Origin of the sequence: Streptomyces sp. FH025 (genome assembly GCF_017427025.1) — a bacterium.
In the GTDB taxonomy this organism is placed as follows: Bacteria; Actinomycetota; Actinomycetes; order Streptomycetales; family Streptomycetaceae; genus Kitasatospora.
The window spans coordinates 1-13,552 of sequence record NZ_JAFLNG010000139.1 but is presented as its reverse complement, the minus strand read 5'-3'; the positions used below and the strand labels follow the sequence as shown (position 1 = coordinate 13,552).

15 protein-coding genes are annotated in these 13,552 nt (G+C 73.8%); 8 read left to right on the top strand and 7 right to left on the bottom strand.

Annotated features, from left to right (window positions below; genetic code table 11):
- The 3 genes from J0670_RS12985 to J0670_RS39880 form a co-directional block, all read left to right on the top strand.
- The coding region (locus tag J0670_RS12985; RefSeq protein ID WP_207811675.1) for a threonine/serine exporter ThrE family protein at positions 1-1,409 on the top strand (1,409 nt) is incomplete at its 5' end.
- Between the two features lie 144 nt (positions 1,410-1,553).
- Positions 1,554-2,651, top strand: a complete 1,098-nt coding sequence (locus J0670_RS12980; protein WP_207811674.1) for a hypothetical protein — start codon at positions 1,554-1,556, stop codon at positions 2,649-2,651.
- A gap of 238 nt (positions 2,652-2,889) precedes the next feature.
- Positions 2,890-4,179 (top strand): C40 family peptidase, encoded by a 1,290-nt coding sequence (locus J0670_RS39880; RefSeq protein ID WP_207811673.1) that lies wholly within the window; start codon positions 2,890-2,892, stop codon positions 4,177-4,179.
- On the opposite strand, the gene J0670_RS12970 is transcribed toward J0670_RS39880, so the two are convergent.
- Positions 4,164-4,637, bottom strand: a complete 474-nt coding sequence (locus J0670_RS12970) for a MarR family winged helix-turn-helix transcriptional regulator (protein WP_243436951.1) — start codon at positions 4,635-4,637, stop codon at positions 4,164-4,166. The genes J0670_RS39880 and J0670_RS12970 overlap by 16 nt on opposite strands.
- A gap of 108 nt (positions 4,638-4,745) precedes the next feature.
- Between J0670_RS12970 and J0670_RS12965 the strand changes: the two genes are divergently transcribed.
- Positions 4,746-5,546, top strand: coding sequence for an alpha/beta fold hydrolase (locus tag J0670_RS12965; protein WP_243436950.1), 801 nt, complete (start codon positions 4,746-4,748; stop codon positions 5,544-5,546).
- A 12-nt stretch (positions 5,547-5,558) separates the two neighbouring features.
- Here J0670_RS12965 and J0670_RS12960 read toward each other — a convergent pair whose 3' ends face one another.
- On the bottom strand, positions 5,559-5,960 hold the full coding sequence (locus J0670_RS12960) for a type II toxin-antitoxin system VapC family toxin (protein ID WP_207811671.1): 402 nt from the start codon (positions 5,958-5,960) through the stop codon (positions 5,559-5,561).
- A 193-nt stretch (positions 5,961-6,153) separates the two neighbouring features.
- On the opposite strand from J0670_RS12960, the gene J0670_RS12955 reads away from it, so the two are divergent.
- Together J0670_RS12955 and J0670_RS12950 are read left to right on the top strand one after the other, a co-directional pair.
- On the top strand, positions 6,154-6,681 hold the full coding sequence (locus tag J0670_RS12955; RefSeq protein ID WP_207811670.1) for a GNAT family N-acetyltransferase: 528 nt from the start codon (positions 6,154-6,156) through the stop codon (positions 6,679-6,681).
- Positions 6,682-6,754: 73 nt separating this feature from the next.
- Positions 6,755-8,035, top strand: coding sequence for a GNAT family N-acetyltransferase (locus J0670_RS12950; RefSeq protein ID WP_207811669.1), 1,281 nt, complete (start codon positions 6,755-6,757; stop codon positions 8,033-8,035).
- Positions 8,036-8,161: 126 nt separating this feature from the next.
- On the opposite strand, the gene J0670_RS12945 is transcribed toward J0670_RS12950, so the two are convergent.
- Together J0670_RS12945 and J0670_RS12940 are read right to left on the bottom strand one after the other, a co-directional pair.
- A complete protein-coding gene (locus tag J0670_RS12945; RefSeq protein ID WP_307806499.1) occupies positions 8,162-8,962 on the bottom strand; it encodes a TetR family transcriptional regulator in 801 nt (266 codons plus the stop codon).
- 10 nt (positions 8,963-8,972) lie between these two features.
- On the bottom strand, positions 8,973-9,122 hold the full coding sequence (locus J0670_RS12940) for a hypothetical protein (RefSeq protein WP_207811667.1): 150 nt from the start codon (positions 9,120-9,122) through the stop codon (positions 8,973-8,975).
- Between the two features lie 32 nt (positions 9,123-9,154).
- Between J0670_RS12940 and J0670_RS12935 the strand changes: the two genes are divergently transcribed.
- Complete coding sequence (locus tag J0670_RS12935) at positions 9,155-9,703, top strand: GNAT family N-acetyltransferase (protein WP_207811666.1); 549 nt, start codon at positions 9,155-9,157, stop codon at positions 9,701-9,703.
- Positions 9,704-9,778: 75 nt separating this feature from the next.
- Here J0670_RS12935 and J0670_RS12930 read toward each other — a convergent pair whose 3' ends face one another.
- A complete protein-coding gene (locus tag J0670_RS12930) occupies positions 9,779-10,258 on the bottom strand; it encodes a macro domain-containing protein (protein ID WP_207811665.1) in 480 nt (159 codons plus the stop codon).
- A gap of 9 nt (positions 10,259-10,267) precedes the next feature.
- Positions 10,268-11,530 (bottom strand): MFS transporter, encoded by a 1,263-nt coding sequence (locus J0670_RS12925; RefSeq protein WP_243436949.1) that lies wholly within the window; start codon positions 11,528-11,530, stop codon positions 10,268-10,270.
- 125 nt (positions 11,531-11,655) lie between these two features.
- On the opposite strand from J0670_RS12925, the gene J0670_RS12920 reads away from it, so the two are divergent.
- Positions 11,656-12,642, top strand: coding sequence for a LysR family transcriptional regulator (locus J0670_RS12920; RefSeq protein ID WP_207811664.1), 987 nt, complete (start codon positions 11,656-11,658; stop codon positions 12,640-12,642).
- A 135-nt stretch (positions 12,643-12,777) separates the two neighbouring features.
- Here J0670_RS12920 and J0670_RS12915 read toward each other — a convergent pair whose 3' ends face one another.
- A complete protein-coding gene (locus tag J0670_RS12915; protein WP_207811663.1) occupies positions 12,778-13,389 on the bottom strand; it encodes a YceI family protein in 612 nt (203 codons plus the stop codon).
- Between the last annotated feature and the right edge of the window lie 163 nt (positions 13,390-13,552).

The window sequence follows — 13,552 nt, the reverse complement described above, 5'->3', positions numbered from 1 at the left end:
CGGACCGGATGCGCACCCTGCTGCGCACCCCCATGTCCGAGCGCCCCGCCTTCGAGCGGACCGCCCGCGAGATGCACCCCTCCGCCGGCGCCGCCCGCAACGTCCCCCGCATCCTCGACCTGACGCTGCGCATCGGCGAGCTGCTGCTGGCCAGCGGCGAGGCCGCCGAGGACGTCGAGGCGGCGATGCTCGGCATCGCGCACGCCTACCGGCTGGACCGCTGCGAGCCGCAGGTGACCTTCACCCTGATCGGCATCTCGTACCAGCCCTCGCTGGTCGAGCCGCCGGTCACCGCGGACCGCGTGGTGCGCCGCCGCACCTCCGACTACACCCGGCTGAACGCGGTGTACGAGCTGGTCGCGGACATCACCGCGGAGAAGGTGACGGTCAACGACGCCTACCGCCGGCTCGCCCTGATCCGCCGCAACCGGCACCCGTACCCGGCCTGGTTCCTCGCCTTGACCACCGGCCTGCTGGCCGGCGCGGCGACCTTCCTGGTCGGCGGACGGTTGGACGACAAGGCCTGGCTGGTCTTCGCGAGCGCCTTCATCGCCGCCGTGCTCGGCGACCGGCTGGCCTCCGCGCTGGCCCGGCGCCGGCTGCCGGAGTTCTACCAGTTCGTGGCCGCCGCGATGCCGGCCGCCGCCTCCGGGATCATCCTCTCCCTCAACGACTGGGGCCTGCGCGGCTCGGTGGTGATCACCGGTGGCCTGTTCGCGCTGCTGCCCGGGCGCGCCCTGGTCGCCGCCGTCCAGGACGGCCTGACCGGCTTCTACATCACCGCCGCGGCCCGGCTGCTGGAAGTGGTCTACCTGGTCGCGGGCATCGTGATCGGCGTCATGGTGATCCTCTACCTGGGCGTCGGCTTCGAGGCGAAGCTCAAACCGGACGAGAGCCTGGCGGGCATCAGCTATCCGCCGGTCCAGATGGTCGCCGCGATGGTGCTGACCCTGGCCTTCGCGACGCTGCTCCAGACCGACCGCCGCGCCCTCGCGCTGGTCACGGTCAACAGCGGCATCGGCTGGGCCAGCTACGGCGCGCTGGTCTACAACGCGGGTGTCAACCCGATCGCAGCTACCGGCGTGGCGGCCGGCCTGGTCGGTCTCTTCGGCCAGCTGATGGCGCGCTACCGCAACGACTCGGCGCTGCCGTACGTGACCGCCGCCATCGGCCCGCTGATGCCCGGTTCGGCGCTCTACCTCGGGATGCTCGCCTTCGCCCAGGGGCACTCCAGCGCCGGCCTGGTGTCGGTGTTCCGGGCGGCGGCGATCGCGATGGCGCTGGCGGTCGGGGTGAACCTCGGCGGCGAGATCGCCCGGCTGTTCCTGAAACTGCCGGTCGGCGCCGAGCTCCCCTCCCTCTACCCGGCGATGCCGCGCCGGGCCGCCAAGCGCACCCGCGGCTTCTGACCGTACGTCGGCGCCCGCACGTCGGTGCCCGCGCCCCGGGCCGCCCCGCGCCGGGCCCCGAGTCGGGTCCCTGTTGGGCCGGTATTGGGCCCCGGGCCATGTCACGGCAGGCAGTACGCAGGACCAGGAACGAAGGTAAGACCCATGACGACACTGCTGGACAGCTACCACGAGCACATCGTCAACGCGCACAAGCAACCGCTGTTCCTGCTGCTGGTCGGCTTCATCACCTCCTTCGTCTTCATCCGGTTCAGCGTGCGGATGATCCGGGCCCAGGTGCGCTGGTGGCCCGGCAACGTCACCCCGGGCGGCCTGCACATCCACCACATGGTGTTCGGCCTGGGCTTCCTGCTGGCCGGCGGCATCGGGGTGTTCGCCACCCACGGCGGCACTCCGTGGATCGGCTGGTTCGGGCTGCTCTTCGGCATCGGCTGCGGCCTGGTGCTGGACGAGTTCGCGCTGATCCTGCACCTGGACGACGTCTACTGGAGCGAGCAGGGCCGCAAGTCGGTGGACGCGGTGATCTTCGGGATCCTGTTCACGTCCCTGCTGCTGATCGGGTACGTACCGTTCGGCGGGCTGCCCGGCGAGGACACCAGGTGGGGCCTGATCACGGTGATCTCGGTGAACGCGCTGGCCTCGGTGATCACCCTTTTCAAGGGCAAGGTGTGGACCGGCCTGCTCGGGATCATGGTCCCCGGTCTGTCCTGGATCGGCGCGATCCGGCTGGCCCGTCCGAGCAGTCCCTGGGCCCGCTGGCGCTACACCACGCGCCCCCGCCGCCGGGCGCGTGCGCTCCGGCGTGAGCGCCTGCTGCACCGGCGTGGGGACCGCGCCCGGACCTGGCTCTTCGACCTGATCGCCGGGGCGCCCGACAAGGTGCCCGCCAACCACCCCGCGGCCCATCGGGTGGCCGAGCAGATGGCGGCCCGGGCCACCGCCCACCTCGACGCGCACGCCGCCCGGGCGCTGGCCCGCCGCCAGGCACGGTTGGCCGACCGCCGTTCGGCTGCCGCCGGCGGCTCCGGGTCGCACGTGCAGGGGGCGCGTCCGAAGCCGGGGGAGGGCGCGGCGTACGGGGCCTCCGGCGCCGTCCCGCTCCGCACCAGCGGGGCGCAGCAGCGTCGCCGGGCGGTCCGGGCCGGGCGCAACCGCTCCTATGCGGTCGGCCCGAGCGGGCTGGAGCGCCGTCCCGGGCGGCACCCCCGCCTGAGGACGCGGACCCGCCGGATCCACCGGTAGTCCGTACGCCAGGGGCGTCCGGCCGGAGTTGATGCGTGGTCGGATCATCAGACAGTCACCCTGTTGGCGGGCCGGGTTCGAGGTGTGAAAAGCGCCGGAGTTGAGAACATGATCGGCGAGTGACCGTTCTGTCACGTGATGGGATGATCCGTCGGACTTTCGCCCCCCGGCCGCCGCCTGCCTGCGCGCCGCTCGGCGTCCGCCGCCGTCCCCTCCGGACCGTGAGAAGGGATGTCTCGTGGCGCGCAGGCTCCTGCCGACCCTCCTGTTGTCCCTCACCGTCCTGCTCGGGCTGCTCCCCGCGGCCCAGGCCGCCCCGGCGGACCCGAAACCGGCGACCGGCCCGGCCGCGGGCGGGCCCGGGGGAGGAGCCGGCGCGGCGGGCCCGTACCCGAGCAGCGAGGAGATCGACCGGGCCCGCGCCGAGGCCGACGGCAAGGCCGCCTCGGTCGCCGCCCTGGAGGCCGCGCTCGCCGCCGCCCGGGCCGAACTCGACCGGGCCGGGCGCGAAGCGGAACAGGCCGTCGAGGCCTACAACGGCGCCCAGCTCGTCCTCACCCGGGCCCGCGCGGAGGAGGCCGCGGCCGCCCAGCGCGCGGCCACCGCCGAGACCGCGCGCTCCGAGGCCGCCGAGGACGCCGCCCGGCTCGCCGCCGAGACCTACCGCCAGGGTGCGGGCGCCGAACTGTCCGCCCTGAACGCCCTGCTCGGGGCGCACGGCCCGCGCGAGGCGGGCGACCGCGCCGCCGTGGTCGGCGTGGTCAGCGAGCGCACCCGGCAGGTCCTGGACGCCGCGACCTCCACGGCCGCCGCCGCCAAGGCCGCCTCCGCCGCCGCGCGTGCCGCCACCGAGACCGCCGAGAAGGCCGCGAACGAGGTCGGCGCGGCCAAGGCCCGGGCCGAGCAGCGGCTCGCCGCGCAGCAGGGCGAGGTCGCCGCCTCCGCGAAGCGCCGGGAGCAACTGCTCACCGAACTGGCCGCCGCCCGTCACACCACCGTCGAGCTGGAGCGCCGGCGCCGCGACGCCCTGGAGGCGATCGCCGCCCGCGAGGCCGAGGCCGCCGCCCGGGCCGCCGCCGAGCAGGCCGCCCGCGAGGCGGAAGCCGCCGCCGATGCCGTCACCACGTTCCAGGCCGCCCCGCCAGCCGCCCGCCCCTGGTCGGCCGAGGGCGCGGCCGCCGCCATCGCCTTCGCCAGGTCCAAGATCGGCCTGCCCTACATCTGGGGCGGCGAGGGGCCGGAGGGCTACGACTGCTCCGGGCTGACCATGATGGCCTGGCGCGAGGGCGGCCGGCAGCTCAACCACTTCGCCGCCGACCAGTACGCCGAGAGCACCCCGGTCACCTACCGCCAACTGCGCCCCGGCGACCTGGTCTTCTGGACCAACACCGGCCGCGCCGCCGACATCTACCACGTCGGCCTCTACATCGGCGACGACCAGATGATCGAGGCCCCCCGCACCGGCGTGCCGATCAAGCAGGCCAGCCTCTGGATCATGGGCACCCCCGACTTCTACGCCCGTCCCTGAGAGCCGTCCTCCGGCGGCTCGGACGACGGCTCGGCGGTCAGTCGGCTCGACGCGCGGGCCAGCAGGTCGATCAGCAGGTCGCGTTCCTCCACGCTGAAGCCGTCGGCGATCCGCCGCTCGATGGCGACGGCCCTCGCGTCGGCCCGCCCGAGCAGGTCGCGGCCCTCATCGGTGAGGCGCACCTCCGTCACCTTGCGGTGCCAGGGGTGCGGCTGCCGGGCGATCAGCCCCTTGGTCTCCAGGTTGGTGAGCACGGTGGCGATGGTCTGCGGGGTGACCAGGCAGGCGCGGGCGAGCGCGGCGGCGGAAACCCCGGGGTGTTCGCCGATCGTGTACAGCGCGACGTACTGCGGAACCGTCAGTCCGAGCGGCCGGAGCGCCGCGTGCTTGGCCGCCATCAGCTCCTGCTCGACCCGTTTGACGTGCAGGCCGAGGCGTTCGGTGAGCGGCATCTCCATGGGGCGATCGTACGCCAGTCCTCGCATCCTGTCTTATGGCAGAGCTCTGGCATGTGTAAGATCACTGCCATCTCTGCCGCTGATCCCGTACGACTGATGGAGGCACCCATGGCCAGCCGTGCACCGCTCGACCGCATCGTGACCGGGTCCGGCCCGGGCCTGGTGCTGATCCACGGCACCGGCGCCGACGCGGCCTCGAACTGGGGACCGCTCATCGACGCGGTGAGCGACCGGTACACCGTCGTCGCCCCGAACCTGCCCGGCGCGGGCGCCACCGCCGTGGACCCGGCACCGATCGAGCTGGACGAACTCGCGGACCGGGTCGTCACCACCGCCCGCGCGGCCGGGCTGGAACGGTTCCACCTGGCCGGCCACTCGGTGGGCGCCGCCATCGCCACGGCCGTGGCGGCCCGGCACCCCGAGGCCGTGACCTCGCTCGCCCTGCACGCCGGATGGGTCAGGACGACCGCGCGCGAGGCGTTCATGTTCGACCTGTGGACGCGACTGCTGCGCACCGACCGGGCCCTGCTGGCCCGCCACCTGATCCTCACCGCGATGGGGCCCGGCCTCCTCGACGCCCTCGACGAGGCCGGGTTCGCCGAGCTGGTCGGGGGCTTCACGGCCATGCTCGACGAGCGGGTGCTCGGGCAGATCGAGCTGGACGCCCGCATCGACCTGCGCGACGCGGTGGGCCGCGTCACCGCCCCCGCCCTCGTGGTGGCGAGCGCGGACGACCGGATCATTCCGACCCACCACCAGCGCGAGCTGGCCGCCGCCATCGAGGGGGCCGAGTACCTCGAAGTCCCCGGCGGGCACGGCCTGCCGTTCGAGGACCCGGCCCGGTTCTTCGCGATCATCACCGAGTACGTGGACGGGCGGCGGGCCCGGGCCGGGGCCGGGGCCGCCTGAGCCCGCGCGGACCTACCCGGTCAGCTCCTCGAACGGCGCGAGGGCCACCAGCCCCTCGGCGGCCTTCGCCAGCTCGGGATCGAGGGTGACCAGGGCGTCCGCCTGGAGCCGGGTCAGCGCCAGGTACTCGGCGCCGAGGGTGTCGGGGAGGCCGAGCCGCTCGGCGATGCCCCACGCGGTGGACTGCAGGACGCGGTCCCCGAGCAGCCGGATGTGCAGGGCGCGCACCCGGTCGAGGACGCGGTCCGCCTCCTTCCTGGTCAGTCCGCCGCGACGGACCTCGCCGTAGAGCAGCGAGAGCAGCTGCGAGCGCAGCAGGGTCGGGGCCAGCAGGTGGTGACCGTCCGGGGCCGCCCCGTCGCCGTCCCGGACCAGCCGCAGGGCCACCTCCGGGGTGATCACGTACTTCGTCACGGCCGATCGCCTCCTCGTCGCGCGCGAACGATGCGGCGACCAGTCAACCCCCGTCGACGGCCCGGCCGGTGGAGCCCGGCGGCGGTGTCGCGGACCGTCGGTTCCCAGGCCGGTGAGCGGCTCCGGCCGTCATCGCGCCGATGTCGGTGCCCCGCGCTAGCGTTGCCGCTCCGATCGATCCTGAGGAGGCGCGGTGCGGCTGCGGAACGTCGAAGCGGGCGATGTCGAGGCGTACGTCCGGATGCGGTGCGATGCGGCGATGATGTCCGAGCTGGGCGGCCCGCTGCCCAGGGAAGCGGTGGAGGCGCGGCTGGCCAAGGACCTCGCCCTGGTGGCGGCGGACAGCGCCTGGATCAGGATGATCGTCCCGGACGGCGCCGACGACGGCGAGGCGGTCGGCACGGTCACGCTCTGGCGCTACGAGGAGAACGGCGTCACCGTCACCGAGATCGGCTGGATGGTGCTGCCCGAGCACCAGGGCCGCGGCCTCGCCAAGGCCGCGGTGCGCCAGGTGCTGGACGCCGCCGCGAAGGACGGCCGCTGGGGCGAGGTGCACGCCAACCCGGGGGTCACCAACGGCCCGTCCAACGGGATCTGCCGCGCGCTCGGCTTCCGGCTGCTCGGCGAGGGGGAGGTCGACTTCGGGGAGCGGATGCTGCGCGTCAACCACTGGGTCGTGACGCCGGGGGAGCACATCCGATCGGTGGCACGCGCCCGATGACCGGCGGCGCGCACCCGATCGGGCACGGAATAAATCGGATGCCGCCGCCGAAATCCCGCCCTACGGTGGCTCCATGGGCAACAGCAACGAGGACGCGGCCGTTGACGCCGTGAACGGCCTTCAGGTGCGTGCGATCACCGAGGACGAGGTGGGGGCGTGGGACCGCGCGCTGGCCTTCGGGTTCCTGCGCCCCCACGCGGGCGACGCGACGGAGGTGCGCCGCCGGCAGTGGGAGACTAGTCGGCTGGTGGCCGGCTTCGACGGGGACCGCCAGATCGCCACCTTCCGCAGCCTCGACGCCGAGCTGACCGTCCCGGGCGGAGCCGTCGTCCGGGCCGACGCGATCACCAACGTCACGGTCACCGCCACCCACCGCCGCCGGGGCCTGCTCAGCGCGATGATGCGGCGCGACCTCGACTCCGCCGCCCGGCGCGGCTGCCCGGTGGCCATCCTGTGCGCCGCCGAGTACAACATCTACGGCCGGTTCGGCTTCGGTCCGGCCACCCGGGGCAGCGGCTGGCGCATCGACCTGCGCCGCACCCGAGGCCTGCGCGAGGGCCTGCCCGGCGACCCGGGCGGCCGGACCGACTTCGTGACCCTCGCGGAGCAGCGCGAACTCGGCGCCGAACTGTACGACCGCTGGCGACGCACCCAGCCGGGCGCGATCGACCGCGACGCGCTCTGGTGGCAGCGGAACACCAACGAGATCCAGGTCCCGGGCGACGACTTCAAGGAGCCCTTCACCGCCGTCCACCGGGACGCCGACGGCGAGGTCACCGGCCTGGTGGTCTACCGGATCGAGAACAAGTGGGACGGCGCCTATCCCGACAGCACGCTCACCGTCAGCGAGTTCATCGCCCTCGACCTGCCCACCGCCGTCGAGCTGTGGCGCCTGGTCCTGTCGGTGGACTGGGTGGGCAAGGTCGTGGTGGAGAGCCTCTCCCCGGACGACCCGCTGCCGCTGCTGCTCCAGGATCCGCGCGCGGCGACCCCGCACGAGGACGACGGCGACGTCATGTGGCTGCGGGTGCTGGACGTGGCGGCCGCGTTCGACGCCCGGACGTACGGCGCCCCCGGCCGGGTGGTGCTGGAGGTCGACGACAAGTCCGGCTACGCCTCCGGCCGTTGGGCGCTGGAGGTGGCCGAGGACGGCACCGGCCGCTGCACCCGGACGACGGACGACGCCGACCTCGCGCTCGGCGCCTCCCCGCTGGGCTCGCTCTACCTGGGCGCCGAGACCGCCCCGAGGCTGGCCGCCGCCGGGCTGGTCACCGAGCTGCGGCCCGGCGCGGCCGCCGCCGCCGACCTGCTGCTGCGCACCCCGCTCCGGGCCTGGACGCCGACCGGTTTCTGAACCGGGATCCGAGTCGTGCGCCGAGCCGCTCGGATGCGCCGGAGGCCGGCCCGTACCCGACGGGCCGGCCTCCGGCCGTTTCACACATCGCGAACCATCCGCCGCCCAGGGCTACTTGGCGGCTGGCTACTTGACGGCGGTCTTCCCGATGGTGGGCAGGATGAAGTCCTGGATCAGCCCCTTGGCGTCGCGCACGATCGGCCGGAACACCCGGTAGCGCGACAGGTTGATCACCCGGGCCGCCATCGGCGTGGAGCGCCGGACGAACTCCCTGGTCCGCTCGGTGTCCTCGGTCCGGTCGAAGACCCAGTAGAGCACCACGACCATCAGGTGCAGCCACAGCACGTCGGGCAGCAGCTCGACGAGTTCGGCGTCCAGCTTCGGCGCCAGCTCCGAGCCCTGGAGGACCTCGCGGAACAGCTCAACCGCCGTCGCCCGGGCCGGGTGCGACTCGTCGGAGAACGGGCTCAGCGAGCTGGTCGGGTCGGCGGCGGTGCGGAAGAACTGGGCGGAGAACTCGTGGTAGGGCACGGCCGTGTCCAGCCAGGAGTCCAGCGCGATCTGGAGCCGCTCGGCGAAGTCCCGGGTGTGGGCCATGCGGCGCCTGGCGTCGGCCGCGTGGTCGTGGGTCATCCGGTCGTAGAACCCCTGGATCAGGAATTCCTTCGCCGAGAAGTAGTAGTAGGCGTTGCCGACCGAGACGCCCGCCTCGGTGGCGATCGCGCGCATCGTGGTCTTCTCGTAACCCCGCTCCTGGAACAGCCGCATGGCCGTTTCCAGGATCAGCGCCCGGGTCGCCTCGCTCTTGTCGGTCTTGGGCTGGGCCCGGCCGCCGGGCAGGGGCCCGGGGTCCGTGCCGGGTGCGGCCGGGGTTCCGGCCGCACCCTGCTCGCCGTCCGTTCGATTCGTCGATGCCAGGTCGTCCACAGGCATGAGCCTAGTCGGAGACGAGGTTCCACCCGGTGTCCTTGTCGTCGGTGCGCGCGGCACCGAATGCCCCCTCCGCATTCGGTACCACGCCCACCGCCCCCGTCATTTCGAACGCGTTCAAAATCTCGGGAGTAATGTAGGCGGTTCGGTTGAACATGTTCAACTCCATCTCTGTGGGAGGCTCGTCACATGATCGGTTCAGGGCAGACCACCATCCGGCACGGCGGAGCGCGCGATGCCGCGAGCGTCGCCGAGCTGCACGCCGACAGCTGGCGCACCACGTACCGGGGGATCGTCCCCGAGCAGGCGCTCGGGGACGGACTGGCCGGCCAGCGGCGCGAACTGTGGGAGCTGCGCCTGGAGGCCGACTACGGGGAGCCGGAGAACACGCCCGTCCTGCTGATCGCCGAACGGGCCGGTGAGACGGCCGGATTCATCTATCTCGTGCCCCAGCCGGACGGCCGGGTACTGGTGGACAACCTGCACGTGCGCCCCGGTCGGACCGGTGGCGGCATCGGCCGCGAACTACTGGCCGCGGCCCGGGCCCTGGTCGCCGAGCGGCACCCCGGGGCCGAGCTGTTCCTGGAGGTCCTGCGCGACAACACCCGGGCGATCGCCTTCTACGAACGCGAGGGCGGCGTACGGATCAGGGCGCAGGAGGGCGTCTTCCCGGGCGGCTACCTGCTGCCCGAGTACGTGTACGCGTGGCCGGCCGGGCGGGAGCCCGTCCGGGCCTAGTCATGTCGACGGGCCGGTCGCACCGGTGGGTCCCGTCGGTGGTGTCGGTGATGTCGGTCGGTGGTGTCGGCCGGATCAGTCGTGGTCGTAGACGGTCACCGGCACTCCGCGTACCGCCAGCCGGTCCGTCACCAGCGGTTCGACCCGCTCCCAGCGCCCGCCCGCCAGGCCGCAGCCGATCCGCGGCATGTGGACGGAGGCGCCGAGTTCGAGCGCGTGCCCGCCGAGGGCGGCCAGCGCGGTGTCGATGGCCTCGTACCGCACCGGCACTCCGGTGGAGCGCCCGGTCCGGATGCCGCGCTGGCCGACCAGGTTGGCCACCCAGACCTGCGGCTCGACCTGCACCAACTGCACGGCGCCGAGGCCGAAGTCGTTCTTCGCCCGCTCCCGGTGCCAGCGTCGGTACGCCGCCTCGGGCTCGGACCAGCGTCTGGACAGCGCGAGCACGAAGCCCTTGCCCCAGCCGCCGAGGTCGTTGCAGACGTGCGCGATGACCTTCACGCCCTTGCCTCGGGGCGCGGTGGCATCGCCTCGGACGTAGGTGATTTCCCCCATGCCTCGACGTTAGAGGGAGGCACTGACAACGCGCTCGGGATTTTCCGCGGACCGCTCCGGCCGCACCCGCAGGTGCCGCCGCCCGGCCAGCGCGACCAGGAGGGCCAGCGCGGCGGCGCCGGCGGGCAGGGCGTAGCCGGTGCCGGGGGCGGCGTGCTCGGCGATCGCCCCGGCGAGCGCCGCACCGGCCGAGATGCCGACCACGATGCCGGACACCGCGACCGCCATCCCCTCGTTGAACTGCCGCTGCGGCAGTAGCTCCTGGACCAGCGTCATCCCGGTGACCATGGTCGGCGCGGTGGCCGTGCCGGCCGCGAACAGCACCGCCCCGAGCGGCACGAGTCCGGCCCCGCCCAGCCCGGCGGCGAGCGGCAGCAGCAGCACCCCGGCCATCGCCGCCACTCCGAGCAGGAAGCGCACCCCCGGCGCCCGGCGCGGCGTCAGCAGCCCGAACAGCAGCCCCGCCACACAGGATCCGGCCGCGACCAGGCCCAGCAGCAGCCCGGCCGCCGGCTTGTGGCCGAGCGCGTCGGCGTAGGCCACGGTGGTGATCTCGGTCGCGCCGAAGACCATCCCGGTGGCCAGGAAGGTCAGCACCAGCACCCGCAGCCCGGGCACCCGCAGCGGTGAGCCGTGCGCGCGCCCGGCCGCCGCGCGGGCCGGCAGCGGCGGTTCGGTGCGCCGCTGGGCGGCGAACAGCAGCGCGCCGGAGGTGCCGAGGACGCCCGCGGTGAGCAGTCCGGCCTCCGGGGCGACCGTGGTGCAGAGCACCATCGCGAGCACCGGCCCGGCCATGAAGCAGAGTTCGTCCAGCGCCTGCTCGAAGGAGTTGGCGAGGTGCCGGGCGGCCGGGTCGTCCCGGTACAGGTGTGCCCAGCGGGAGCGGGCCATGCCGCCGAGGTTGGGCGCGGCCGCGGCGGCCGCCCAGCAGGCGTACAGCGTCCAGTCGGGCGCGCCGAGCCGGACGCACAGCAGCAGGGCGACGAGCGGGACGGCGTTGTACAGCGCCGCCGGTACGGCCACCCGCGCCTGCCCGTGGCGGTCCACCAGCCGCCCGAGCAGCGGCATCCCGATCGCGCCGGTGATCAGCCCGGCCGCCGAGACCGTCCCGGCCAGCGCGTAGGAACCGCGCCGTTCGGCGAGCAGCACCACCAGCGAGACGCCGTTCATCGACAGCGCGAGCCGGCCGAGCAGCCCGGTCAGGGTGAAGGCGACGGCGCCGGGGGTGGCGAACAGCCGCCGGTAGGAGGCGAGGAGGGCGCGCGAGGGCAAGCAGGCTCCCGGGCAGGAGGGAAGGGGGATGCGCCCAGCCTCGCGGCGCCGGGGGCCCGGCGTCCAACACCGGTTCCGCCGAATTCACAACGGACTGTTGTCAATGCGCTTGTTAGTCTCCGCGGATGCCCCGTGACCTGCACCCCCGACTGCTCCGCGGCTTCGTCGCGACCGCCGAGACGCTGCACTTCGGCCGGGCCGCCGAGCGGCTGCACGTCGCCCAGCAGGCGCTCAGCCGGGACGTCCGGGCCCTGGAGGGCCTGCTCGGCGCGGCGCTGTTCACCCGCACCACCCGCAGCGTCGAGCTCACACCGGCCGGGCGGCGACTGCTGCCCGGGGCGCGTCGGCTCCTCGCGCTGCAGGACGAGATCCTCGCCGAGGCCGGAGCGGGCACCGGGGCCGCCGCCCGGCCGCTGCTGGTCGACCTCAACAGCGACGTCACCGGCCCGGACATCACCGGCGACCGGGTGCTCGAACGGGCCCGCGCCGCCTGGCCGGAGGGCGAACTGCTGGCCCGGTTCCACGGCGGCCTGGCCGCGGCCGCCGCCGAACTGCTGGCCCACCGGCTGGACGCCTCCTTCGGCCGCTTCGCCGGGCTGCCCGCCCCGGTGCGCGGCCAACTCGCCCAGCTGCCGGTGCGGTTGGAGCGGATCTCGGTGATGATGGCGGACACCCACCCGCTGGCCGACCGCCCGGTGCTGCGGCTCGCCGAACTGGCCGGTCACCCCGTCGACATCTGCGCGGGCAACCCGGCCACCACCGAGTGGGCCGACCTCGGCGCCCGGTTGCTGCGCGAGCACGGCCTGACCGCGGCCGCGCCGTACGTGCCGCCGGTCGGCGTGGACGAGACCGCCCGCTACCTCGCCCGGCACGGTGATCCGATGCTGACCACGGTCGGCGGGCCGAGGATCCCGGGGGCGGTGAACGTGCCGCTGGTGGAGCCGGTGCCGCTGAGCCTGGTCAGCCTGGTGCACCGGCCCGGCGAACGCCACCCGGGCCTGCGGGCGCTGGCCGGGGCGGCGGGCGAGCTCGGCGCGGCCGAGGACTGGCTGCGTCGCCCGCCGGGCAGCTGGCTGCCCTCGGCGGACGCCGAGCTGCTGGACCGGCCGTAGGGGCAGGTCAGGCCGAGTCGATCGGCCGTAGGGGCCGGTCAGGCCGAACGGCACCGCCCCTGCCCCGGGGGGATGGGCAGGGGCGGTGGGTCGGTGGTCCGGCGGCACGGGCCGCCGGGGCCGTGGACGGCCGGGTCAGGCCGCCTTGACGGCGGAGATGTCGAAGCTGAGCTTGACCTTCTCGCCGATCAGCACGCCGCCGGTCTCCAGGGCCGCGTTGTAGGTCAGGCCGAAGTCGGTGCGGTCCACGACGGCCTTGCCCTCGAAGCCGACCCGCTCCGCGCCGTACGCGTCGGTGGCGCTGCCGGTGTACTCCAGGTCCAGGACGACCGGGCGGGTGGTGCCCTTGATGGTGAGCTCGCCGTGCATCCGGTAGGCGTGGTCGCCGAGCGCCTGGGCGGAGGTGCTGCGGAAGTGGATCTCCGGGTGGGTGTCGACGGCGAAGAAGTCGCTGGTGCGCAGGTGCTCGTCGCGCTGGGCCTGGTTGGTGTCGATGCTCGCGACCTTGATCACCAGGTCGGCCGAGGAGTTGCCCGGCGTGGCGCCGTCCAGGTGCAGGCTGCCCTCGTACTCGGCGAAGCGGCCCTTCACGTTGGTCACCATGGCGTGGCGCACCGAGAAGCCGATCTCGCTGTGGGTGTTGTCGATGGTCCAGTCGCCGGTCAGGTGCGACAGGTCCGGGCCGGCCGGGGTCTGAACGGCGGCGGGGGTGGCGACAGCGGTCTTGGTGCGGTTGAACAGGCCCATGGCTCCTCCTCGGGTTCGAAGCCATTTGTTTAGGCTTCAACTTCTTGGCTCCACAGTACGACGCTTTCGTTCAAGTTTCAACCATGACCTTCAGGCGTCCCCCGAACGGCTCAGCGGACCGGCCCTGTCGGACCGCCCGACTAGGCTGCGAAGGACGGTTCAA